We start from the raw sequence: 23,361 nt of genomic DNA, 5'->3' as shown, positions 1-23,361 counted from the left end.
TTATCTTTCTAAGAATTTGATGTTGTCATCAATTCTGGATTGGATCTGTTTCAATGTCGTGGACGTAATTCTATTAGGATAATGTTCATTTGCGATATCGCTAAATTTGCGAGCAACATGGCATAGGCGTGATATCGTCTCATTAGCTTCTTGCGCAGTGATATCCGCATCATCAGCCAATGCTAGCAAATGCCTCTTTCCAATTTTTAGCGCTTCACCCATCACATCCATTTGATGATACCCTCCAGGCCCTTCACAGAACGTCACATCATAGGCAGGCGCCAAAGCCCATTGACCCGACTGAGACAGGGTGTAAGCGAAATTCTTTGGGTGGTCATCACGATTATTAAAGATGACATTAAAGGCCACACGTTCAAATGCAGATTTTTTCTCTCTAATATCATTCGTGCATTTATGTGTTGCACGAAGAAAACTAAGATAATCAATGCTGCCTGGAATTGCATAATCTGCTCCAGTCAAAGCCGCTAAACTTTGAACAGGAATTTTGAAGCCGCCCTGCCTATCAAAACGTTCAGATGCAAATGCAGCTAGCCCATTTTTTAAATTAAACAGCAATGTGTTTGGGGTTGGGATACCGCAACGTCGTAAACATTCCGAATAGACCATTTCAATAGCGCAAACTTCAGGATGCTCATGTTTTGCAGGGAATTTAACTAGCCAAGCCTCAAGATTTGGCGCAGCAACGGTGGTAAAAATATTCGATTTTGGGTCTCGGTAAACAAGCGCTTTTGGTCTAGCACCTTGAGGTGAACCCCCAATTTGCAATAGTTGCTGTAAAAACTGCTCGCCTTCACCATTTAAAACATCTTGTACTTCTTCCGCTAATTGGTCGAGAGGAATATTAATTTGCTCATCAAGAAGCTCCGTGGCAACAGGCTCAAATGACATTGCCCCAATTGCATTATGCCCAACATACACTAAGCGTTCTAATGCACCGATACGAGCCACATTCAGGCCTCTTCGTCGAAATAATCTGTCCATCAACAACATTCCCCAGCCATCAGGTAATGAATCATAGACAGGTCCAGGTAAACCTAATTGATGAGCAGGAAAATCAGTGCGAAGTTGAGTCTCTTTCAGTGGCAGGAGCAGAGGTGAAAGTTCAAGTCCTCTGCGCTTAGCAGCATCGGAGTATTCAAATGCAATCAGTGGGCGACCTGTAATTGCGGTACTAGAAATCAAAGACCCCCATAACCAATGCTCCCCCCAGCCATTATAATAAACATCAACTTGCTTCAGCATTTCACTTATCCTTTTTCACGCGCTGACGGTTTTTGCTTTCATCGTAACGAACAATATCATCAATGCTGTTTAAATTTGGCATAAACAATCCTTCAAGCTCTTTACTGCGCCCAAGCACCATCGCAATACGGATCATGTTCTCAAAACTAACATTTCTCCCGGCCTCTAGGTTTGAAACTGTATTCGCACTCACACCCGCACGTTCCGCGACATCTGCCTGCGTCATTTTTAATGTCAGTCGCTCTAAACGTAATCTTTCACAGAGTTTTTTGACAATTTCACTCGGTTTACTCAAGCTTAAATCCAACATATTGCGCCTTAAGTTAAAATATTACCAATAACACACAATATTATGGATTTAGAAGTCGATTACTGCAAGTTTACTTTTCATACAACCCATGCTTGCTTCCACCTCGCAATCCTGTTTATAATTCACCCGCAATTTTGCCCCTTTTAAAGTGAGCCTTTCCGACGATGAACTAAGTACTGCCAGAAAATATCCACAATGCCTTGTTTAAGGTCATTATTTTTCTGTTCTTGGCAGACACAGTTTTCATCGCTTCTTTTTCGAAATATGCTTTTTAAAAGAAAATGCTTCGAAAAATGATCGTGCGAAAGATAGCGTAACGTTGTCTGCCCCTCTATTTGGAGGTCTCTATGACAATAGCTAACCCAGCTCTCGCGTGCCATTTTTCACAATTAACCATCGAGTTCGATCAGTCCACACTCTTTCCGCCATTGAGTGGTAGCTTATTTAGCCAAAAAAATGCGCTGATTGGTCACAATGGTCGTGGAAAATCCGTATTAATGCGATTACTTGCCCGACAACTCACTCCAACTCACGGCAAAGTTGATTGGCATTTACCGATAATTCATGTGGATCAACTCAACCGCTTAACGGGCGACACCCTTGCTCAAGCGCTAGGCATTGATGCACTTTGGCAAGCTTTTTCGCGCATTGAACAAGGTCGCGGCACCATGACCGATTTCGAGCTAACGGAAGATAATTGGCATCTACCCGCAACATGGGAAACGCTGTTAGCGTCTGCGCAGCTAACGGCATCAATGGATGCCGCTATTGAACAACTGAGCGGCGGTGAACGCACTCGCTTAGCGCTATGTCGTGCATTTTTACATCCTGACCACTTTCTTTTGCTCGACGAACCCGACAACCATCTTGACCAACAAGGACGCCAATGGCTAAGTGAAAAACTCAGTCAGCACAAAGCCGGCTGTTTAGTCATCAGCCATAACCGGCACCTTCTCGAAGAGATGGACGCAATTTTTGAATTAACCGATAAAGGCTTAGTGGAATACGGCGGAAATTACACCCTGTATGATGAGCAGAAAACCTTTGCTATCAACGCTATTGAAGCGGAAGGCGAACAACTCGAAAAACAAATTCGCCAAGAGAAAAAACAGCAGCAAGCCAACCTACAAAAAGCCGCTCAACGACGTAAGCAAGGCGAAAATATTCGCTATGGCGGTTCTCAATCCTTACTGTTGCTCGATATGCAGAAAAACAGAGCCGAAAAAAGACAATCCAATGTGGCAGAGCGTCACCAGCGAGTATTAGGCGAATTACAACATCAACATCAGCAAAATCAAGACAAAGTCAGCCATATTCAACCTCAAAAAATGGTACTCAATTACCAAAGCGAAGGTGGGAAAATGCGCATTTTTGTATCCCAATTAAAGCTACCTTATGGGCAAATTGCGCCACTCTCGTTCACTGCCTATAGCGGTGAGCATTGGCATATTCAAGGACGCAATGGCTCGGGGAAATCCACCTTATTGAAAGTGTTGGCAAATAAGTTGCAGGCACTTTCTGGGGAATCCCGCATTAGCGGTGCTTTTTGCTATTTAGACCAACATCTGAATCTTTTGGATAAATCATTACCAGTTGCCGAAGCTCTCTATCAATATCAACCAGCAATTTCCGTAGAGCACTGGAGAACTCAATTGGGTATGTTGCGTATTCGAGGAGATAAATCGTTACTACCATTGTGCCAGCTTAGTGGTGGTGAGCAGCTCAAAGCGACGCTCCTAGCTCTGACGCATAGCCCTTATCCTCCCGCTGTTTTACTGCTCGATGAGCCAGACAATCACTTAGATTTAGATTCAAAACAGCTATTGGAAGGGCTATTACGGGATTACCAAGGGATACTATTATTGGTTTCTCACGATGAAGCATTCGTGGAACAGTGCAATATTACCCATGATTTACAACTAGGTGGTTAATAAAGGTTAGATAGTTAACTGTGCGGGCTGTGCTTCGCAGCCCTTTCTTTAATTCACAAAGGTATTTTTAACGCGGGCAGAAACCAGAAAATAAGGAACCCAAATCAAGCAATAAAAACTGCCATTAAAAAAGCTAGTAATGTAGCTATAGTCGATTTCGAGGTGAAACGCGACGGGAAAAGCGATGCGCGAGGCGCCAATTACCACGACATAGAGCATCATCGTAATGATAAACAACCACTTAACCATAGCTTTCTTTTTAACCACCGCAATTAACGACCCCACCATTAATGCGATAATTACCCCAAGGCTGAACTGTACAGCATAAAAACCAGAGGCAAACCCTGACATATAAAAGTCCGATGCTGGATTCGTTGCCAACGACCAAGCACCTTGAACCTCAGAAATATCATTCACCATCATTTTGACCAAATTACCCAGCATATACAGTTGACCTAACAGAGGTAAAATCAGCCAGCCTCCAATCCCTTGGAAGAATTTTTGAGGTTTAGTATGACTCTGCGCAGGTATTTGAGCCGCGGGCAATGATTCGGGATTAGATGATAAATTCACATCCATAGTAATAACCTTTTTATTCTTTACGCTCTTTGAGTTTTTCTTCGATAAATGCTTTCAGAACCAACGCCTGATTATGTTGCGTATCTTTCGCGCTATATAACAACGTGATATCTCCTTGTTGCGCCTTCGTAAATACAGCACACCATTCATCATTTTGCTGAAGTTCTTGCTGATATTTCGTCACAAACTGCTCAAACTGGTCAGTATGTTGATGAAACCATTTGCGCAATTCATTGGAGGGCGCAACCGCTTTGTTCCATTCATCACACTGCAAATCCACCTTTTTGATCCCTCGAGGCCACAGCCTATCCACCAAGATGCGATAGCCATCCTGAGGACTACAAGGGTCATAGACTCGTTTACAGTAAATCATTAGCAGGCTCCACGGTCATTGGGGTTCACTAATTAATAAAAGTATTGCGAACACGCACAGAGACAAAAAAGTAAGGCACCCAAACGAAACAACCAAATAATCCTCGTATCAATTCACGAATATCATTGGAATCTATTTCGAGGTCTAACAATTGATTGGCAAGCACCAAATCAAAAACCATCACAGCCAATGAAAAAATTTGAAAAAAGGCATACACCTTAATAATTAATTTTTTCTTAGTGAAAAAGAGATAACAAAGATACAAGACTGTACCGTAAATAATCGCGTTACCAACCATTTCAAAATATATCACTTCTTTGAATAGCGGAATGAAATAGTCTGAACCCGGTGACGTCAATTCACTCCAATATTCAATCACTTCTTGATTATGATGCCAAAGTCTAAACGGCATAAATAGTGCCGAAAAAATCACCCCAAGTAATGGGAGAATCAACCATCCACCGATACCATTTAATTCAGGCTTAGGTTTTGGTACAGGAGGCATTTCATTATTTACTGCGTTCACCTTCACATCCTTGATTTAATTTATGCAGTTAATCTGCTCATCGATTTGCGCAAGAATTTGCTGAATAGATATGAGCAAGCTAAATTAGCACATGATTATCTGAGTCACCTTTTTGCTAAGCTAACATACTCTAACGGCTAAAAATGTAGCGTTTGACGTTTTTTGTCAAAATTTAACCAAAAATGAGCATAAATCAGAAGAAGACGAACTATGGCATCAACACAATCTGTTTCTATATCACTGCCACCTTATTATCGTATTGATGATTTTTTTGCTTTTCACTTGCGAGATCCGCAAAATATCGCTGAGATTGTTGAAAAAAACACCTTGCGCAAAGGGATTATCTGGCAGGAACGTGCTGCGCAAATTCGCCTATCCATTAACGACCAAGCCACTGACAATAAACAAGCAATATTGCAGCTTGATGTTGATAATGCAGAAACCTCGCCTTCCTTAAATGAGCTACACACACTTGCGATTCATTTACTCGGATTGAATCAACCCGTTGAGCAATTTGAAGAAAAATACCTTACCCACCCAATACTCGGTAAACTGATTGCGCCACAGCGAGGTGTGCGAGTATATCAATCCGCCACCACGTTTGAAGCGCTCGTATGGGCCATTATCGGTCAACAAATTAGTGTTCTTGCCGCCATCGCCATCCGCCGACGTTTTATTCAAGCTGTTGGGCAACAGCACTCATCAGGAATTTGGTGCTTTCCTACCGTTACCTCAGTCATCAATGTGGACGATGAAATTTTACGACAAGCGGGGTTTTCTCTTGGAAAAATCATCGCCTTACGCGGGCTTTGTAACGCTATTCAAGCGGGTGAATTAGACTTAGACAACGCCGTTACCCCCGAAAATGTCCATGATGTCACCGAAAAATTGCTAGCCATCAAAGGCATTGGGCCTTGGACTGTCAGCTATGGTCTCCTGCGGGGATTTAATTACCTAGATGGCTCCCTGCATGGGGATGTTGCCGTGCGGCGCAATCTACAAACTTTATTAGTTCAAGATGCGCAACCATCCGCGAAAGAAACCCAGCAATGGCTAGCCCAATTTGCACCGTGGCGAGCACTGGTTGCAGCCCACCTTTGGCGCAGCCAATCTGCTGCGGGTTATTAAACAAAAATCCCCAATCCAGTACACCGAATTGGGGATTTATTTATGATACTAATTTTAGGGTGCTACTCGATTAGATAACAATTAACGCAACCAGTTGGTTTTCACCAATTGCACCACCTCATCACCACGACCGCTCATAATCGCCTTCAACATATATAAGCTAAAGCCTTTGGCTTCTTGCGCTTCAATTTCCGGAGGCATTGAAAGCTCTTGCTTCGCCGTCAATACATCCACAACAACTGGACCATCATGGGCAAAAGCTTCTTTCAGCGCACCGTCCAGATCTTCACTTTTCTCAACGCGAATGCCTTTGATACCTGCCGCATTGGCAATCGCAGCAAAGTTTGGATTCTGTAAATCGGTGCCCGCAGTCATAAAGCCTGCAACCTTCATTTCCATCGCCACAAAGCCCAACACACCGTTGTTATGAATGATGATTTTTACTGGTAATTTCATCTGCGACAGTGAAATAAAGTCACCCATCAACATACTGAAACCGCCATCACCACACATCGCAACCACTTGGCGATTTTTATCAACAGCTTGCGCACCAATCGCTTGCGGCATTGCGTTGGCCATCGAGCCGTGGTTAAACGAACCGATCAGACGACGTTTACCATTCATTTTTAAGTAACGCGCAGCCCACACCGTTGGTGTGCCCACATCGCAGGTAAAGATAGTGTCGTCGTTCGCCAACTCGCTCAATTTGGTAGCTAAATATTGTGGATGGATCAACCCTTCATGACCCGGCTTAGCCAAATCATCCAACCCTTTACGCGCCTCGGCATAGTGCTTCAGTGCGCCATCCAAATGTTTGCGGTTCTGTTTCGCCGTTAAATGTGGCTGTAAGGCAGTCAATGTCGCCTTAATATCCCCGATTAGCCCCATATCAATATGACAATGGGAGCCTAAGCTTCCGGCATTCAGGTCAATCTGAATAATTTTCGCATCAGTTGGGTAGAACGGACGATACGGGAATTGGGTGCCTAGCAATACAACGGTATCCGCATTCATCATCGCGTGGTAGCCAGATGAGAAACCGATTAACCCCGTCATGCCCACGCTATTTGGGTTATCCCACTCAATATGCTCTTTACCACGCAGCGCATGTACCACTGGTGCATTCAAGGTTTCTGCTAGTTTCACCACTTCATCATGAGCGCCAGCACAACCATTACCGCAGAACAATGTGATATTTTCTGACTGATTCAATGCTTCTGCTAGTTTTTCAATTTCAGGGCGCTGAGGCATGATCAAAGGTGCTTGTGGCTGATACCACTCTTCTTTCGCCGATTCTGGTGCATCTTTCAGGGCGATATCACCCGGTATAACGACAACGGAAACGCCTTTATTCAGGATCGCTTTACGCATCGCAATACCCAGAACTTGTTGAATTTGCTCAGGGTTAGTTACCATTTCACAATAGTGGCTACATTCACGGAACAGTTCTGTTGGGTGGGTTTCTTGGAAGTAATTACTACCGATTTCACTCGATGGGATATGTGCAGCAATGGCTAATACAGGTACACGGTTACGATGGCAATCATACAACCCGTTGATTAAGTGCATGTTACCGGGTCCACAAGACCCCGCGCACACCGCTAGCTCACCCGTTAGTTGCGCTTCTGCGCCCGCGGCAAATGCAGCCACTTCTTCATGACGGGTGCCTAACCACTCAATAGCCCCTTGCTTACGTAAACTATCCGTTAAACCGTTTAATGAGTCCCCAGTGACTCCCCAGATGCGCTTAACACCTGCGTTATCCAGTACTTTCGCAATATAGGATGCAATACTCTGTTTTTTCATAATGGCACTCTTTTTAAGTCGGATTAAATTCAATGTATTCTTGTTAACAATGACATATTTAACAAGAGGTGCTAATTTTCAAATACGCTTAATAATATGTATTTGATTCTAACTAAATCGATTCCCCATTCCTACCAATGCAGTACATTCAAAAACAGAACAAGATATTCATCCGCGAATATCGAAAGAAGAATGAGATAACAGGACAAATTTAAGGTCGTAAAAAGAGGGTTAGTTTCAGTTATGAACAACCCAGCAAAATCGCGTTTATTTTGCGCGCATCGAAAGTCATAAATATCTTTATATTTTCCAAAGAACGATTCCAAATTGATAACCTGCACCTAACGTCCAAAATAAGACAATATCTTCATCACGGAGTAAATTCTTTTTCTGGTGGCAATAATAAGCAATAAATGGGCTGGTTGCCCCTGTATAACCATATTCATCCGCAATATATTCTATTTTTTTATTAGGAATATTTAATGCTTCTGCCAATTCTGAAATATTGCTTTTCATTACCTGAGAAAAGAAAAAACAACTTATATCATCAATAGTTAACCCATTATTTTTTAATAATTTGTCAATGTGATAAATAGCATGAGGCAAACACTCTTTTGTTGTAAATTTACCCCAGTAAATTTTCTCATCTTGCATATTTTGGCTCTGTGAAAAACCATGCTTAGGAAAACGAGTCTCCCGGCAAAAACTCGAATCCGTATAATAAAAGCTATCCATCAAACCAGAGCTTGTCCCGTTTTGTACTTTTTCTAATGTCATAGCAACTGCTGCATCCCCAAAGAGAACTGATGGGAATAGCTCATTTTGATTACATAGATTTGAAAGATGGTCCGAGGCAACAATAAGGGCTTTTTTAGCTGTTTTTTTCATCTTTAGTATGATCGCAGCCTGCTCTAACGCCATTAACATTCCGAGGCAATTACCGTTAATATCAATACATACACACTCATTTTTTAAGGCTAAATGATGATGTAAATATAGGGCATTAAGTGGTGACAAATATTCCATCGTCGTTGAGGCAAATATCAAAACATCGATATCTTTATCACTAATTGGGGCCAATGCATTAATCGACATCGTCAACGCATTTTCATCAGGCTGGATCGTGATATATCGCTGCTTCTGCCCAAAATCATTCAATAATTCCGGTAAATTTTTGACATTTGGATACTTATCAAAATAATATTGGTTATTCCTAATATTTTCAGGATGGTAGATATGAATAGATGAAATTTTTATTGCCTCATTCATTGCATTTCCCTTATCTGTATTAGTTTACCCACAAGGTATAACCCACCAATTAATAAAAAACAATCGACACAAACCACCGCATTTTACATTTTGTCGATATTATTGTATTATTGGATCATATTTGACTATCTAAAGGTGACATTTTTGCTTTATTTTAAAAACACAATAAATCAGTATTTCCCTATCAATACACTTCGTTATAAAAACTTGATATAGCTTATTCAACAAGCTTATTAATCAATAAATTTCCATTCAATTAGTTTAGATACTGCATTTAATTATCCATACTAATTTTCATTATTTGCAGATTGTCCGAGCAAATCGGATCGGGAAACCCACATCTTAAAATTCAAATAAGAGGATGGTTCCATGAAGCTCAGAAAGAAAAAAGAAAAACCATTAAATATCAACGATATTACAATTATTGATGATGGAAAATTGAAAAAAGCAATCACAGCGGCTTCGCTGGGTAATGCGATGGAATGGTTCGACTTCGGTGTTTACGGCTTCTTAGCCTATGTACTGGGTCAAGTCTTCTTTCCGGACGCATCACCGAGCGTTCAGATGATTGCGGCGTTAGCCACTTTCTCCGTGCCTTTCTTGGTTAGACCCCTTGGGGGCGTTGTCTTCGGTATTCTCGGGGATAAATACGGCCGACAAAAAGTGTTGTCCATGACCATTATTATTATGGCAATCAGTACCTTCTGTATCGGTCTGATCCCATCATATGAGAGAATTGGTATTTGGGCGCCTATCTTATTACTGCTCGCTAAACTGGCTCAAGGTTTCTCCGTGGGTGGTGAATACTCTGGTGCTGCTATCTTTGTTGCTGAGTATTCCCCAGACCGTAAACGTGGCTTTATGGGCAGCTGGTTAGACTTCGGTTCTATCGCAGGTTTTGTGATGGGTGCAGGTGTCGTCGTGCTGATTTCAAGCCTTGTCGGTGAAGCTAACTTCCACGATTGGGGATGGAGAATTCCGTTCTTCTTAGCCTTACCGCTAGGTATTATCGGTCTCTATTTACGTCATTCATTGGAAGAAACCCCTGCATTCCAGCAACATATTGAAAGTTTAGAGCAGCAAGACAAAGCCAATATCCAGAATCCACCGAAAGTCTCTTTCCGTGAAGTTGCATCTAAATATTGGAAAAGCTTGATGATTTGTGTCGGCTTAGTTATCGCCACTAACGTGACGTACTATATGCTGCTGACCTATATGCCGAGCTATTTATCCCATAATTTGAACTACTCAACCGACCACGGTGTGTTGATTATTATCGCCATTATGATTGGTATGCTGTTTGTACAGCCAATCATTGGTTTAGCCAGTGACAAAATTGGTCGCCGACCTTTCGTTATCATGGGCAGCGTGGGGTTAATTGTGTTGGCTTACCCCGCATTTATGATGATTAATAGCGGTTCTGTTGGCTTAATTTTTGTCGGATTGTTGATTCTTGCGGTATTACTCAACTGCTTTACCGGGGTGATGGCATCGATTTTACCGGCTATTTTCCCTACCCATATTCGTTATAGCGCATTAGCCATCGCTTTTAATATTTCGGTATTAATTGCGGGTGCAACACCAACAGCGGCGGCATGGTTAGTTGAAGCGACTAATGACTTGTATATGCCTGCATATTATCTGATAGTCATTGCATTGATTGGTCTGTATACCGGTATTAGAATGCCAGAAACAGCTAATAAACCACTACGTGGTGCAACGCCTGCAGCCTCAGATAAAGCGGAAGCAAAAGAAATTTTGAGTGAGCATTTTGACAATATCGAACAGAAAGTTGAAGATATCGAACAACAAATTGCTGAGCTGGAAAAACAGCGCCAATCGCTAATCAACCAGCACCCAAAATTAGATTAACCCTTAAAAAATAGCGAGGAAAGCGATGTCGGCTTGTCACTTAGTTTGGTTTCGCAACGATCTACGAGTCACCGATAATAAAGCGCTTACCTTTGCTTGTGAGGATCCTACTGCCACTGTGATTGGCGTCTATATTGCGACGCCAGAACAGTGGGCAACTCACAACGTATCACCAAGGCAAATTGCCTTTTTGCATCAAAACCTGGTGGAGCTACAACACGCTTTAGCGAAACGAGGTATTCCCCTGATTTGCCATACCACTGCGACCTTTGCGGATTCCGTGAAATGGTTGCTGGATTTTGCCCAACAGCAAAATGCCACAGGGTTATATTTCAATCACCAGTACGAGTTAAATGAACGCTTGCGAGATGAACAGTTACGCCAGCAGGCGCAACATCTGAATATTTTCACCTATGATGATGCGCTATTACTTACGCCAGGTTTAGTGACGACGCAAAAAGGGGATATGTACCAAGTCTATACCCCGTTTCGCCGCGCCTTTTTGAGCCAATTGATGATGAGTGATTTTCGCTCGTTTCCCGCCCCCAAACCACGGGAAGCGGCATTAGCCGTTGAAAATACACTTCCACTTTTTGCTCACCAATCCGTTGAAATTTCACCGCAATTTATTGCCGGAGAACAAGCTGCATTAGCAAAGTTACGGCAGTTTTGCAGCGAGCGCGTACAAGATTACCAACGCAACCGAGATATTCCCGCCATTGATGGTACTAGCCAATTATCCCCCTATTTAGCCCTTGGAGTGCTTTCGCCTCGCCAATGTGTGAATCGCTTATTGGCAGAGAACCCGCAGGTTTTTGACTCCCAAGAAAGTGGCGGTTTTAGCTGGCTAAATGAATTAATTTGGCGAGAATTTTATAGTCATCTATTGGTCGCTTTTCCGCGCCTTTGTCGTCACCAACCGTTTATTGAATGGACGCAGCATATTCAATGGAACCCCGATGATGCTGTATTTTCGGCATGGAAAAACGGGCAAACAGGCTACCCGATAGTAGATGCCGCCATGCGCCAACTCAATCAAACGGGCTGGATGCATAACCGACTACGGATGATTGTAGCGAGTTTTTTAGTCAAGGATTTGCTGGTCGATTGGCGCAAAGGGGAACACTACTTTATGAGCCAGTTAATTGATGGCACTTTGGCGGCGAATAATGGCGGCTGGCAATGGTCAGCGTCAACGGGTGTTGATGCCTCACCGTGGTTCCGTATTTTTAACCCAACCACTCAGGGGAAAAAATTCGACCCACAAGGGACGTTTATCCGCGAGTGGCTCCCCGAACTTCGCGATGTTCCCGAGAAGTTTATTCACGAACCCCATACATGGGCTGAATCTCACCAAGTTTCTCTGAGCTACCCAACCCCGATTGTTGACCATAAGCAGGCAAGGTTGATGACGTTAGAAGCGTTTGAGGCGGGGAAGCGGGACAGCATAAAAATAGAATAAATTTTATTGATTTAACTTAAACCAATCCCTTATCGTTGAATTCTTGCAAAACCCGTCTATAACCCGACGCCATTACCGATATAAATAATTTTGACAATAAAAATTTTATATCACCCATCCCAAAAGTAACGTCTAGTTACTATAACCACGGCGATAATAAATATTTTTCAGCTTAGATTATATTAATTACTCGTATTTAGACTAAACTTAAAAGTGAAAGCCAATACAGCCAACTTGCTTGTATTTGAATTAACTCTCAATACTCGAGATACCAAAGTACGACAAGCGAATAAACCATACTGGATATCAAAGCACTGCTAATTGCATAAATAAATATTGCCTCTATTACGTGATAAATGTCGCTGCAGCTTGAAAGTTGGCAAGTATAAAACTAGCTCAGTTAGGAGATCCGTCATGAAATACTTATCCTTAATTGCAACCGTTATTACGGTACTAATCTCTAGTTTTTCGTTTGCTTATGCTATTTCTAATGCAGCTAATTCCGCTAGCGGTGGCACTATCACTATAACTGGCGCTATCTATGAACCTCTATGTAACGTGAGAATTAGCAATAGCGAAAAGATTGATCTTATATGTTACCGAAATGGTCAGAATTTAGCTAAAACAAGTTCGTTGAAAAATGCGAAAACACTTAGCTCTAATCTCTTAAAAATGAAATATAGCCAGTTCAACAATAAACCAACTTTAAATATAAATTATAATTAACTATTCATTTATGTTCGGGATGTTTATTTAATATCCCGAATCATCTATTTTATAGGATTAATCCATATACTTATATGATATTTTATATGGATGTATTTATTATATATTAAGTCGCAAAGTTGCTAGCTAGACGAGTTTATCACCTAGCTAAATCTCAAATTATTCAGAGCATTAAAAATATTAGTGTTTGTTTAGCATAAAGGTTGCTTTACTACGTACAATACCAGGCACAACAGCTTCGCTGCCATATCGAACAATTCGAGCAGAAAATGCAACATTGACTGAGGACGCTGCTCCTGATGATGGTATTGATAATGATTGCCAGTTATTTGTATTTGAAATAACACCTCCTGTAGCCGCGAGATTCAAAAGTGGTATTTTAGTGTTATTTGAATTAAGAATTTCAATAGCAACCCCTTTTGCTGTAGACCCCATATTAGAGTCAAGTAGCAATACATCCGTTACGTTTTTGCTTATATTCTCTATTCCAGGTGCAAAACCATAATATATACCTGTTGAACCAGCATCGCATTTTACCGTAACAGAAAAATTAACTGGCGTTGACGGTAAAGCGTTAGCAGAATGAGAGCCCAGTTGTACATTTGTATCATTTTTTTCTATGTAGCATGAATTTACTGCGGTTGTACTCGTCCCGCGCAATCCTACTGTGAAGAATGAAAATACTTCAGGGGCACCAAATCCAAGATTCCCTGCTATTTGCTCGTTAATGCCAGGACCTTTAAAATAAACAAACCCTCTTACATACGGGGGAATTACCGGATTAAAACCGCTGGCCGTTACAGCTACATTAGAACGAACCTGTCTGTTAGTCACTCCAGAAAAATGCTTCCCTTTTATCAAAATATAATTTGAGTTTTTTGGATCAATATCGTACCCAATTCTTTTTGTCCTATTCGGCTGATTGTTAAATGCAGTGCCTGCACTAACTCCATTCCCTAAAAAAAATTCAAAGTTAACACCTGAAATAGGGGTGTTATTGGCACCAGTAATCCACATTGCCCAGTACGGTATCCCACCTATGGTTTGAGCAGGCGTTAAATGTTCATCATATGCTCTAAAGACATAATAACCTTCAAAAATTTGAGATGCATCTGATAATGCACAGCGAAATATTACCGTCTCTGCGGTGATTCCATATACTTCTGCCATTTGTGCGCCAGAAATATAGTCCTGACTTAATTGCGTTCCTGCTGGTTGAAACTGCAATCCAGAAATCGTAATTGGGTTTGACGTTCCTATTTGAATAAATCCACCTGTATTTAAAGGTGTTACTATACTGCAAATTGCATTAGCCAAGAAAGATGTAAACATTAGGCTTGCACACATAATTAATTTCACTTTTTCATTAATCAACATGTTTACCTCAATAAAAATAACAAATAGAATCAGAGACAGTATTTTTATTAGAAATGCTGTAATCTAATTTACAACGTTGGTTTTCTTTATCGCCCCATTTAATAAAAATAGTGCCACTATCAGATTGAGAAATAAAATGAACTAACCCACCCTGACCAACTAAACCAATTTTATTATTGGAACTATCATAGACATCAGAGCCAAATGGTATAGCTGATTTATCTTGTAATAAAATTCGATAAGAAATATTAATGCCTTTTTGGGTATTAAATTTAACTAATACAGCAGTTCCAGCGTAAGGCGCAACTTTTGCCATATTATTATCAATCTCAACATCTGAGCTCATATTTTGAGAATCAAGGTATAAAGTATTATATTGGTATGGCATTAGCGATGGAACAACAGCTTGCCCATGCTTATTCAAAACAATATTACTCCATGAAGATATAGATGCACCTTCACCACCTTCTGCCTCAACAATCGCAAACGTATCACCTAAATAACGTGAAGGGATAGCCCCCCCCTCGTAAATAACAAATGCGCCATTTGCACCTGCCGAGAGTGAACTATAATCACGCCCTTGCGAATACCCAGCATTCACCGAAGCTGATGACAACTCTTTTTGAATACTCGTTGAAAAATTACTATTTGAATGACCAACATCACTTGCTGTCGCATTCCATGAAATAGAATTGTCCTCACCAAAAGAACTACTCACACTGGTATTATTTGACCAACGATCACTAGAATCAGAACGTGTCACAGAGCTACTTAAAACCGTATTTTGTTCAGGATACCAAAGAGAAAACGGTATTGTGACACTCAACATGTAGTTGTTATCACTACCTTGCTCACCATTACGATATAATTTCATATAAGTAAGACTATAGCCGATACCTTTAAAATTATTCATGTAGCCAGCTTGTAATTGCTTACTATCTGGTAAGTTATCACGCCAAGTTTGTAGTGCCCCACTCACATATATGGAACCGTAATAAGCCAGACTCTGATTGACGGTTAAAACATATTGAGCTTTCCTTGGGTTAATTGATTCACCGTTATATAAATAGCTATCACGATATGTATCTGCCTCATATAAACTTAAATAATTTTGTGATTCATAACGGTAGCCTGCTAACGCAATGTTAGTGCTTGTAGATTGGATATCTTTATTCCAAGTCATCCTAGCTCGTGTGCCTTTATATGTTTCATTGTTATTTAATTGAGACTTTGAGCTAGCCATATCAAAACTAAAAGCACCAATTTGAGTATTAACCGCTAAACCTAGCATTCCTGATTGATATTTATTGGTGTATTGCATACCTACAAATGGAGTTAAAATATTATTTAAACCGTATTGCACGGTTGATTGCACAAATACATTTGAAGATGTGTTTGGCCCTCGCAATTCACCACTCACAATACTGTAATCAACCTGTCCAGGTCTCAATAAACCAGGAACTGTGGCAAATGGAACAATATATGTTGAGATACTACCATTTGCCTCGGTTACTTCTACGGTTAAATCACCACCATAACCCGTGGCATAAAGGTCATTAATCACAAACTCGCCTGGCGATACGTTCGTTTCATAGATCGTATAACCATTTTGAATAATTTTTACTCGCGCATTACTATTGGCAATTCCTCTAACTGTTGGGGCAAATCCTTGTAAAGATTGTGGTCGCATGCGATTATCGGTAGCTAACTCTGCACCTGTATAGGAAAAACTGTCAAAAAGACTACCACTAGTAAATGATTGCCCTACGGTTAATTCACTCTCAATTTGAGGGAATGCGCGTTGAATATAAGTTCTAATACTTTCATGATGAAATTTATCATTTTGGTTGTATTGAATATTTGATTGATGACGGACTCGATATAATCCTAAATTTAGTCCTGCATTAATATTTCCATAGGCAGAATGCTCATTCTCACCATGACTACGACTACTATAAGCATTGACGTTATAGTTCATAAATAGTGCAGGGACTCCTTCATTGAGAGAGTTAATGGGTACATAGCCACGAGCATATTCTTCCATCATTGCTTGAGGAATCAATATATCCAACCGTAAAACATCTTGTTTCAAATTAATTTTTACATCGTTTGAAAGCGCGGAAAGATCTTCACATTGACCATTTGATTTCACTAACGACAAAAATTCCGGCTTTATATTAAAGCTATTGATCTCATTTAGAGTTAAGCAAGGAATAACTCGACCTTTATCATTCTCATAAAATAAAATATTTTTGTTATAAATAAATTCATTATTTAGATAAATATCAACCGACCAATCTCCAGGAGAAATTTGATCTTCTGAAATTTTGTCAATAGAAATAGACTTTGCATTACCAACTAAAAAGCCTTCATTATATGAGTATTTTTTTTCATTCTGAATTTGTTCAATAGCAAAAGAAAAACTACTCATTCCTAAACTCAAGGATACAAGTGCAAATATTAATTTAATTTTCATATCAATACCGTATTGTTATATATTCGACTCATATGAATCTACACCACCGTAATCATTAATTACGCTGTAGTTCATTTTTTTAGAGTTAAGAAATTCATTCGGTATCGAATTACCATTTTCATTACCAAGTGAAATGGTTGAGAATGGCGCCACCATATTATTTTCTAATTTTAATTTTTTTGAATTATTCGAAATGGTAATATCCTGTAAAGTAACATACCATGGTGAATCATTTTTTACTAAAACCCTATTACCTTTCTCTGATTTCTCAAATGAAAATTTGAGCTTTTCATTTATTAACGCAGGCATACCAATCCCTTCGGGTCTAAAAAATAATTTTATTCTCGTCCTAATCGCAATTTGCATGGTATTTTGTTGTTTTTCAATCGCATCTTCATTTTCTGGTGGAACTTCTAATATATTTAAATAATAGATGGATTCTTTATTTTTAGGTAATGGTTCACCAAGATAGGTTATGCGTAAATTTTGTCCTGAGTTTGATCCCATTTTAAAAATAGGTGGAGTAATAGCAAATGGTGTTTTAATATTTTCAGGCGGCTCATCGGGGTTACCATTATCCAACCACACTTGAACAAGTGCTGGCCATTTATTTTCATTAACGAGTTGTACAATTTTACTTTTAGAGTTTTCATTATAAACCACGCGAGTGCCATTTATAATCACACTAGCATAAATCGATGTTGATATAGCAAATAATGAGAAAAATAAAATAATTTTATTTCTGATTGATGCTTGAGTTATCATAATGACCTAACCTTGAAATCATCTACTTTATTAAAAATATTTTCCTGAGGTACTGAAATTAATAATCATTATATTAATTAAAAATCATTATTAATTTTTTAATACAGCAAAGTGGGAAATATATTTCCACTTTGCTGATTATCTATATCATGAGGGTATTTTCTCTGACATTACTACACTTATGGGTATGTAATTGAATAGTTCACTTGTGCTACAACAACACCTGCGTTAGTAACCGGGGTTTTAGCAAAATAGTAAGCTTGGAATGGTAATGTTGCACTACCGCTAACAATAGTTGTCTGTCCTGCTACACCGCCATTAACTACAGCCTGCGTACCTGCAGCATCAGCTAAACGAATTTGGACACCCGCAGGACCTTGTGTTGGATTTAAATTTCCATTGCTAGTATCCGTATTTGTTGTATTTTCAAAGTTGGCTGCTACAGCGACGTTTGAAGTACAATTTGATAATAGCAAATCAAACTGTGTTACACCGGCAATATCCCCAGCATTTGCTAACGCCGTTGTTGAGACTTTAGGTAAGGTAACAGTGAAATCTTTGCTGCCCTCACTTGAAGAGATATCGCAAGTTGTTGCAGTAATTTCACCATTAAAAGTAATAACACCATTTTCAGCCATAACTGATGCCGAAATTGAAGATGTAACTAACAAAACTAAAAGAGATTTTTTCATATTTGACCTTTGTAGAATAAAACGAATGCTATCCTTTATTAATAGTAATAAGGATAATTAATAACCTATATTGATAAATAGATTTTAGCTAAATCCCTTTAGTACAACTTCCGAAAACTAAATAACTATAGAATTTGCAATGAATATGTTTTTTTCATAAATTGCCTTATCATAATCTGATAATAAAACTGCGATGCTCACATTAAATGCATTGGCAAATTTAACTAATGATTCAACATCAAGTCTATTTATTCCTCGTTCGAAACGCGAGATTTGCTGTTGGCTTATTCCTGTTATCTTTCCTAACACTTCACCACTCCAACCATTTTGTAATCTGAGTGATTTAATTCTTTGACCAATTTCCAATGAGTATTTATATCTTTCCATTTCCATGAGGGTACCTCTGAATTAATTATTCATGACTTGATTCAGACTGGTTCATAGCAAACATATTACCCACTTAAAGTTTAAAGACAAATAACCTCACTCATTAAAGAGTAAATTGAAATTAAGCAATTACTTGTTCTAGCCATACAATTCTCACAAAAATAAAATCAATTTAAACAAAATGTTACAAAACAACACACGGGCAGAATTAACACCTGAATCAATAAAATTAAACGAGACAAATAAGATAAAACACCTACTTTAAATTATAATATCGACATTAAATCCAAAAAAACTCATTTTATAATCTAATATATAACATTTTAGTTACATTTTTAGAGTGCTATAGCTATCATGTATATACCTAATTTAAATCCTTATTAAAAAACATCTAAATATAGCCGTCAGATAATGATTTAAAAATGAGTAAAGAATTATTTTTTGTTAATGTAATAATAAAAATACTTATTTTTACATATCTTTTATTTATTTCACTTTCCAGACAAATTATAAAAAAATCTAAAAATTATTTTTATAACTGACATTGAAATCATCAAAAATAATTCATGTTAATAAATTACAGATTATCAATAAAATAAGTAAATGATTTTTATTATTCTTATAATACAATAGTTACTCCATTTTGGTGTATAACTACCCCGCAGAAGCGGATTCAATATATTTAAGTTTGCCTGAATTGTTCATAAAGAAATTAAAATATAAGTGAAAATTAATAGAATAACCCATTTCCATTTCCAACATAAATTAAGTAGCAATTCACCATTATTCTTATTTGGTTAGTACATATTATAACCTTTTGTTCTTTATTAAATTATATTGCATACCGTATAGCTAAATCGATGATTAAATTCTTTCTGTATCCACCGCTCATTCAGCTCCATCACCAATATTTTCCGTACTAACACCGAAACACACCATGCTGAATATGTAATAACCTATGAAAAAATAGTAAATATCCGTACTCCCTACACTTTTTCCCCCCAATCCCCAATTTGATCAATCCTAAATAGAAATTACTGGTTATGATAATCAAACAACAACAATAGGAGGCAATAATGCAGGTGATTTTACAGGTTGATTTCCCATACCAAGGTCCGTGGGGTGAAGAGATGGCGGCGGCAATGGAAGGATTAGCGCAATCCATTAACCAAGAGCCGGGGTTTATTTGGAAGATTTGGACTGAAAACCAACAGACCCAACGGGCGGGTGGCATTTACTTATTTGCTAACCAAGCCGATGCGCAAGCGTATCTCGAAATGCACAGTGCGCGACTCAAATCCTTTGGTGTACCTGAAGTGAGCGGGCAAATTTTTAGTGTGAATACCGCACTCAGCCAGCTTAACCAAGCACAATTTATTCAAAAATAGTTTTAATGGAGAGGGCATTTTGCCTTCTCTTATCCCGTTAAAATTTACTCAGTAAAATCCAATTCATCGACATCCACAGATTGATGAATAACGCGGGAGATAAAAATAAATGGGGTTTGGGGCATGTAATAAATGGAATGTTTTTTAAACTCAAATCGCCTCATCCCTTCACATACCCAATGACATTCTTTACCTATCCATGGCGAACTAGCCAGTAACTCAAACGTTTTTTTTAATTCATTATGGTATTTTTTCGCTTGATTGACACCGAACTGCCGTATTGTGTAACGAGCAATTTGATAAATATCCTCTTCCGCAACTTGAGAAATTTTATACATTTAAATCCTTTTCCGCTCTGGCAAAAATGTCATCCATGCTGCTTTCACTTTCCGGTGAATTCAGTCCATCCAATACCATCTTTCTCACATACTCAAGGCGTTGTTCTCTCTCTTCCATCATACGCAATGCGTCCCTTATCACTTCTGATGTATTACCATAGCGGCCAGACTGGATCATATCGCCAATAAAACGGTTGAAATGCTCCCCCAATGTCACACTTGTTACTCTCGCCATAAACTCACCCACCATCGAATTGTATTACTCAGTCATACAACTATAGCAATGAATTTCTGTTGCTTCCAGCCAGCGAAAGAGAGGGCATTTTGCCCTCTCTGATAACTTCGCCCTCAAAAATCCCCGTGGCGACGCTCCACCAGCGTTAAAATACTGTACAGCGCCACAATGTCATTGTGCTGATTAAACACTTGGACATCCCACTCGATAACTCCATTAGGCTTATCTTCGGCTTTTTTCTGGGCTTTTTTGATCTTTTTCTTGCACGTTAAGCGCACTTGGATAGTATCGCCAATTTTGACTGGCTCGATAAAACGCAAGTTTTCCATCCCATAGTTCGCGATAACAGGCCCGACTCCCGCATCCACAAACAGCCCTGCTGCTGCCGATACCACAAAATAACCGTGGGCGATGCGCTCACCAAACATGGATTGCTCGGCGCCAAGTTTATCCACATGCACATAGAAATTATCCCCGCTGAGACAGGCAAAATTCACAATATCCGCTTCAGTTACCGTGCGTCTCGCGGTCAGTAACGTATCGCCAATCACTAACTCTTCGAAATATTTACGGAACGGATGCACCACATCAGCAATAGCCTCAGCGCCGCGCATCCACTGCTTACTAATCGCAGTCAACATGGATGGGCTGCCTTGAAGTGCCGTGCGCTGCATATAATGTTTTACGGCTCGTAAGCCGCCCAGCTCTTCACCGCCCCCAGCACGCCCCGGTCCACCATGTACCAACATTGGCAAAGGTGAGCCGTGCCCCGTGGATTCTTTTGATGCCGCTTCATCCAGAATAAACATCCGCCCATGCGCCCGTGCCGTTGCGCGGATCACCGTCTGCGCTACTTGGCTATCGGCAGTCACCAGCGAACCGACTAAGCTTCCGCCTCCTAGCGCCGCCAATTGCACCGCTTGATCTAACCCGTCATAACTCATTAATGTCGCCACGGGACCAAACGCCTCGGTTTCGTGTACCGCTTGATGCACAAATGGCTCGGCACAGTACAGCAATGTCGGTGGGAAAAATGCCCCTTTCTCGCTATCGCCACCCACCACCTGCATATTGACAAAGCTACCACCACATAAGCGTTCGCAGCCATTGGCTAGCAGATAATTCACTTTGTCCTGCACATCTTGGCGCTGTTCAAGGTTAATCAATGCGCCCATTCGAACCCCTTCGGCAGCAGGGTCACCCACCACGACATTCGAGATGCGTTTTAGGAGGGCATTTTTCACATTTTCCAACTGAGTTTTAGGGACGATAATGCGGCGAATTGCAGTACATTTTTGCCCTGCCTTCGTCGTCATTTCATTAACCACTTCTTTGATAAACAGTGCAAATTCAGGTTGCTCAGGCTGAACATCTGAACCTAAAATGGCGCAGTTTAATGAGTCCGCTTCCATGGTAAAAGGCACAGATTTTTGATTGATGCGCGGGTGAGATTTGAGTTTTTGTCCAGTGCCAGCTGAGCCTGTAAAGGTCACCACATCTTCAAAATCCAAGTGGTCGAACATATCCCCAACGCCGCCACAAATTAATTGAATCGCCCCTTCGGGAACTAACCCGCTCTCCATCATCAGTTTCACCATTGCGTGAGTCAGTTGGGCGGATGCGGTGGCAGGTTTGATAATAGCAGGCATCCCCGCTAACCACGTTGGCGCTAGTTTTTCTAGCATACCCCAGCACGGAAAGTTGAACGCATTGATGTGCAAAGCCACGCCACGGCGCGATGTTAAAATATGGCGGGCAACAAACTGCCCCTGTTTTGATAGCGGGATCATCTCGTCTTCTGACCACACGGTATCATCCGGCAGCTCACGGCTTGCCAGTCCCGCATAGGAAAATAGGGTGCCGATCCCCCCTTCGATATCCACCCAACTGTCTGATTTAGTGGCGCCAGTCTGGGCAGAAATGACATATAACGCCTCTTTATGGGCAAGTAAATGTCGAGCAACTGCTTTAAGCATCTCTCCACGCTGTTGAAACGTTAATTTCCCTAGCGCCTCGCCACCGACATCACGCCCGTACTGTAAGCTTTGCGCTAACGGTAGTCCTTCAGAGGTCACGGCATAGAGTGCTTCATTGGTCAGCGCATGAAAAATCGGACGACCTTCCCCTGCTCCCGTTGCCCACTTCCCCATAATGTAACTTGTTAAATGTTGCATGTTCCATCTCCAGAAAAACGACAATAAACTAGATTTAGATATTAAATATGTATCATATAAACAATCATAGATGCCAATCGAAATTTAACAAATAAAATACAAATAGGGTTGATTTGAATGTTTACGGCAAGAACCAAACAAAAAATGATGATTTCATTGCATTGATTTATATGAATATAATTTAATTACTTGTGAGGTGAATCGCAAAAACCCCACAAACAGCATTGATCTTATTGTTAACTATTCCTAGCATTAATGTTAAATAAATGTGTTCCATATTTTTA

Annotated in this window: 21 protein-coding genes; 6 read left to right on the top strand and 15 right to left on the bottom strand. The window is 40.1% G+C overall.

All coding sequences use genetic code 11. The features are described 5' to 3' along the window. Window positions 1–1,263 (bottom strand): type II toxin-antitoxin system HipA family toxin, encoded by a 1,263-nt coding sequence (locus M5X66_RS01065; protein ID WP_108478698.1) that lies wholly within the window; start codon window positions 1,261–1,263, stop codon window positions 1–3. 1 nt (window position 1,264) lies between these two features. Then, entirely contained in the window at window positions 1,265–1,573 is a 309-nt protein-coding gene (locus tag M5X66_RS01060) for a helix-turn-helix transcriptional regulator (protein ID WP_036948418.1), read from the bottom strand. 347 nt (window positions 1,574–1,920) lie between these two features. Between M5X66_RS01060 and M5X66_RS01055 the strand changes: the two genes are divergently transcribed. Further along, window positions 1,921–3,504 carry an ATP-binding cassette domain-containing protein gene (locus M5X66_RS01055; protein WP_270103808.1) on the top strand — a complete coding sequence of 528 codons (1,584 nt, stop codon included), beginning with the start codon at window positions 1,921–1,923 and terminating at the stop codon, window positions 3,502–3,504. A gap of 48 nt (window positions 3,505–3,552) precedes the next feature. Here M5X66_RS01055 and M5X66_RS01050 read toward each other — a convergent pair whose 3' ends face one another. From M5X66_RS01050 to M5X66_RS01040, 3 genes are read right to left on the bottom strand one after another with little or no spacing between them, the layout of a single operon-like run. Continuing rightward, window positions 3,553–4,083: a DUF2569 family protein gene (locus tag M5X66_RS01050; protein ID WP_108478696.1), complete on the bottom strand. Its 531-nt coding sequence runs from the start codon at window positions 4,081–4,083 to the stop codon at window positions 3,553–3,555. A gap of 13 nt (window positions 4,084–4,096) precedes the next feature. Then, window positions 4,097–4,456: a DUF488 domain-containing protein gene (locus M5X66_RS01045; protein WP_036948410.1), complete on the bottom strand. Its 360-nt coding sequence runs from the start codon at window positions 4,454–4,456 to the stop codon at window positions 4,097–4,099. 28 nt (window positions 4,457–4,484) lie between these two features. Next, a complete protein-coding gene (locus M5X66_RS01040) occupies window positions 4,485–4,982 on the bottom strand; it encodes a DUF2569 domain-containing protein (RefSeq protein WP_230085102.1) in 498 nt (165 codons plus the stop codon). A gap of 210 nt (window positions 4,983–5,192) precedes the next feature. Here M5X66_RS01040 and M5X66_RS01035 point away from each other — a divergent pair, with 210 nt between their 5' ends. Further along, window positions 5,193–6,110, top strand: a complete 918-nt coding sequence (locus tag M5X66_RS01035) for a DNA-3-methyladenine glycosylase family protein (RefSeq protein ID WP_154609435.1) — start codon at window positions 5,193–5,195, stop codon at window positions 6,108–6,110. Window positions 6,111–6,191: 81 nt separating this feature from the next. On the opposite strand, the gene poxB is transcribed toward M5X66_RS01035, so the two are convergent. Then, on the bottom strand, window positions 6,192–7,916 hold the full coding sequence (gene poxB / locus M5X66_RS01030; RefSeq protein WP_036948406.1) for a ubiquinone-dependent pyruvate dehydrogenase: 1,725 nt from the start codon (window positions 7,914–7,916) through the stop codon (window positions 6,192–6,194). A gap of 300 nt (window positions 7,917–8,216) precedes the next feature. Further along, window positions 8,217–9,185, bottom strand: coding sequence for a 3-oxoacyl-ACP synthase III family protein (locus M5X66_RS01025; protein WP_036948404.1), 969 nt, complete (start codon window positions 9,183–9,185; stop codon window positions 8,217–8,219). Between the two features lie 369 nt (window positions 9,186–9,554). On the opposite strand from M5X66_RS01025, the gene proP reads away from it, so the two are divergent. The 3 genes from proP (at window position 9,555) to M5X66_RS01010 (ending at window position 13,245) form a co-directional block, all read left to right on the top strand. Next, window positions 9,555–11,057, top strand: a complete 1,503-nt coding sequence (proP, locus tag M5X66_RS01020) for a glycine betaine/L-proline transporter ProP (protein ID WP_036948402.1) — start codon at window positions 9,555–9,557, stop codon at window positions 11,055–11,057. A gap of 25 nt (window positions 11,058–11,082) precedes the next feature. Next, window positions 11,083–12,519 (top strand): deoxyribodipyrimidine photo-lyase, encoded by a 1,437-nt coding sequence (gene phrB / locus M5X66_RS01015; RefSeq protein ID WP_154609434.1) that lies wholly within the window; start codon window positions 11,083–11,085, stop codon window positions 12,517–12,519. 414 nt (window positions 12,520–12,933) lie between these two features. Next, window positions 12,934–13,245, top strand: a complete 312-nt coding sequence (locus M5X66_RS01010; RefSeq protein WP_154599863.1) for a hypothetical protein — start codon at window positions 12,934–12,936, stop codon at window positions 13,243–13,245. Between the two features lie 180 nt (window positions 13,246–13,425). On the opposite strand, the gene M5X66_RS01005 is transcribed toward M5X66_RS01010, so the two are convergent. The 5 genes from M5X66_RS01005 to M5X66_RS00985 form a co-directional block, all read right to left on the bottom strand. Continuing rightward, a complete protein-coding gene (locus tag M5X66_RS01005) occupies window positions 13,426–14,622 on the bottom strand; it encodes a fimbrial protein (protein ID WP_154599862.1) in 1,197 nt (398 codons plus the stop codon). Between the two features lie 7 nt (window positions 14,623–14,629). Further along, the gene (locus M5X66_RS01000) at window positions 14,630–17,098 is read right to left on the bottom strand and encodes a fimbria/pilus outer membrane usher protein (RefSeq protein WP_154634544.1); all 2,469 of its coding nucleotides are present in this window, start codon (window positions 17,096–17,098) and stop codon (window positions 14,630–14,632) included. A 15-nt stretch (window positions 17,099–17,113) separates the two neighbouring features. Next, the gene (locus tag M5X66_RS00995; protein WP_154599861.1) at window positions 17,114–17,863 is read right to left on the bottom strand and encodes a fimbrial biogenesis chaperone; all 750 of its coding nucleotides are present in this window, start codon (window positions 17,861–17,863) and stop codon (window positions 17,114–17,116) included. 179 nt (window positions 17,864–18,042) lie between these two features. After that, window positions 18,043–18,555 (bottom strand): fimbrial protein, encoded by a 513-nt coding sequence (locus M5X66_RS00990; protein ID WP_154599860.1) that lies wholly within the window; start codon window positions 18,553–18,555, stop codon window positions 18,043–18,045. 117 nt (window positions 18,556–18,672) lie between these two features. After that, window positions 18,673–18,948: a helix-turn-helix domain-containing protein gene (locus M5X66_RS00985; RefSeq protein ID WP_154599859.1), complete on the bottom strand. Its 276-nt coding sequence runs from the start codon at window positions 18,946–18,948 to the stop codon at window positions 18,673–18,675. A gap of 1,070 nt (window positions 18,949–20,018) precedes the next feature. On the opposite strand from M5X66_RS00985, the gene M5X66_RS00980 reads away from it, so the two are divergent. Beyond that, on the top strand, window positions 20,019–20,330 hold the full coding sequence (locus M5X66_RS00980; protein ID WP_154602233.1) for a monooxygenase: 312 nt from the start codon (window positions 20,019–20,021) through the stop codon (window positions 20,328–20,330). A gap of 44 nt (window positions 20,331–20,374) precedes the next feature. Here the strand turns inward: M5X66_RS00980 and M5X66_RS00975 are convergent, their stop codons facing one another. From M5X66_RS00975 to paaZ, 3 genes are all read right to left on the bottom strand, one after another. After that, window positions 20,375–20,668 carry a type II toxin-antitoxin system RelE/ParE family toxin gene (locus M5X66_RS00975; RefSeq protein WP_154599858.1) on the bottom strand — a complete coding sequence of 98 codons (294 nt, stop codon included), beginning with the start codon at window positions 20,666–20,668 and terminating at the stop codon, window positions 20,375–20,377. Next, a complete protein-coding gene (locus M5X66_RS00970; RefSeq protein ID WP_006663118.1) occupies window positions 20,661–20,903 on the bottom strand; it encodes a type II toxin-antitoxin system ParD family antitoxin in 243 nt (80 codons plus the stop codon). Before M5X66_RS00970 ends, M5X66_RS00975 begins: the two co-directional genes overlap by 8 nt. 113 nt (window positions 20,904–21,016) lie before the next feature. Next, window positions 21,017–23,077, bottom strand: a complete 2,061-nt coding sequence (gene paaZ / locus M5X66_RS00965) for a phenylacetic acid degradation bifunctional protein PaaZ (protein ID WP_036948391.1) — start codon at window positions 23,075–23,077, stop codon at window positions 21,017–21,019. Window positions 23,078–23,361: the final 284 nt, after the last annotated feature.

Source organism: Providencia sp. PROV188 (assembly GCF_027595165.1).
Lineage (GTDB): Bacteria > Pseudomonadota > Gammaproteobacteria > Enterobacterales > Enterobacteriaceae > Providencia > Providencia lanzhouensis.
Note: the sequence above shows the minus strand (reverse complement) of the source record. Positions and strands in the feature narration are given on the sequence as shown.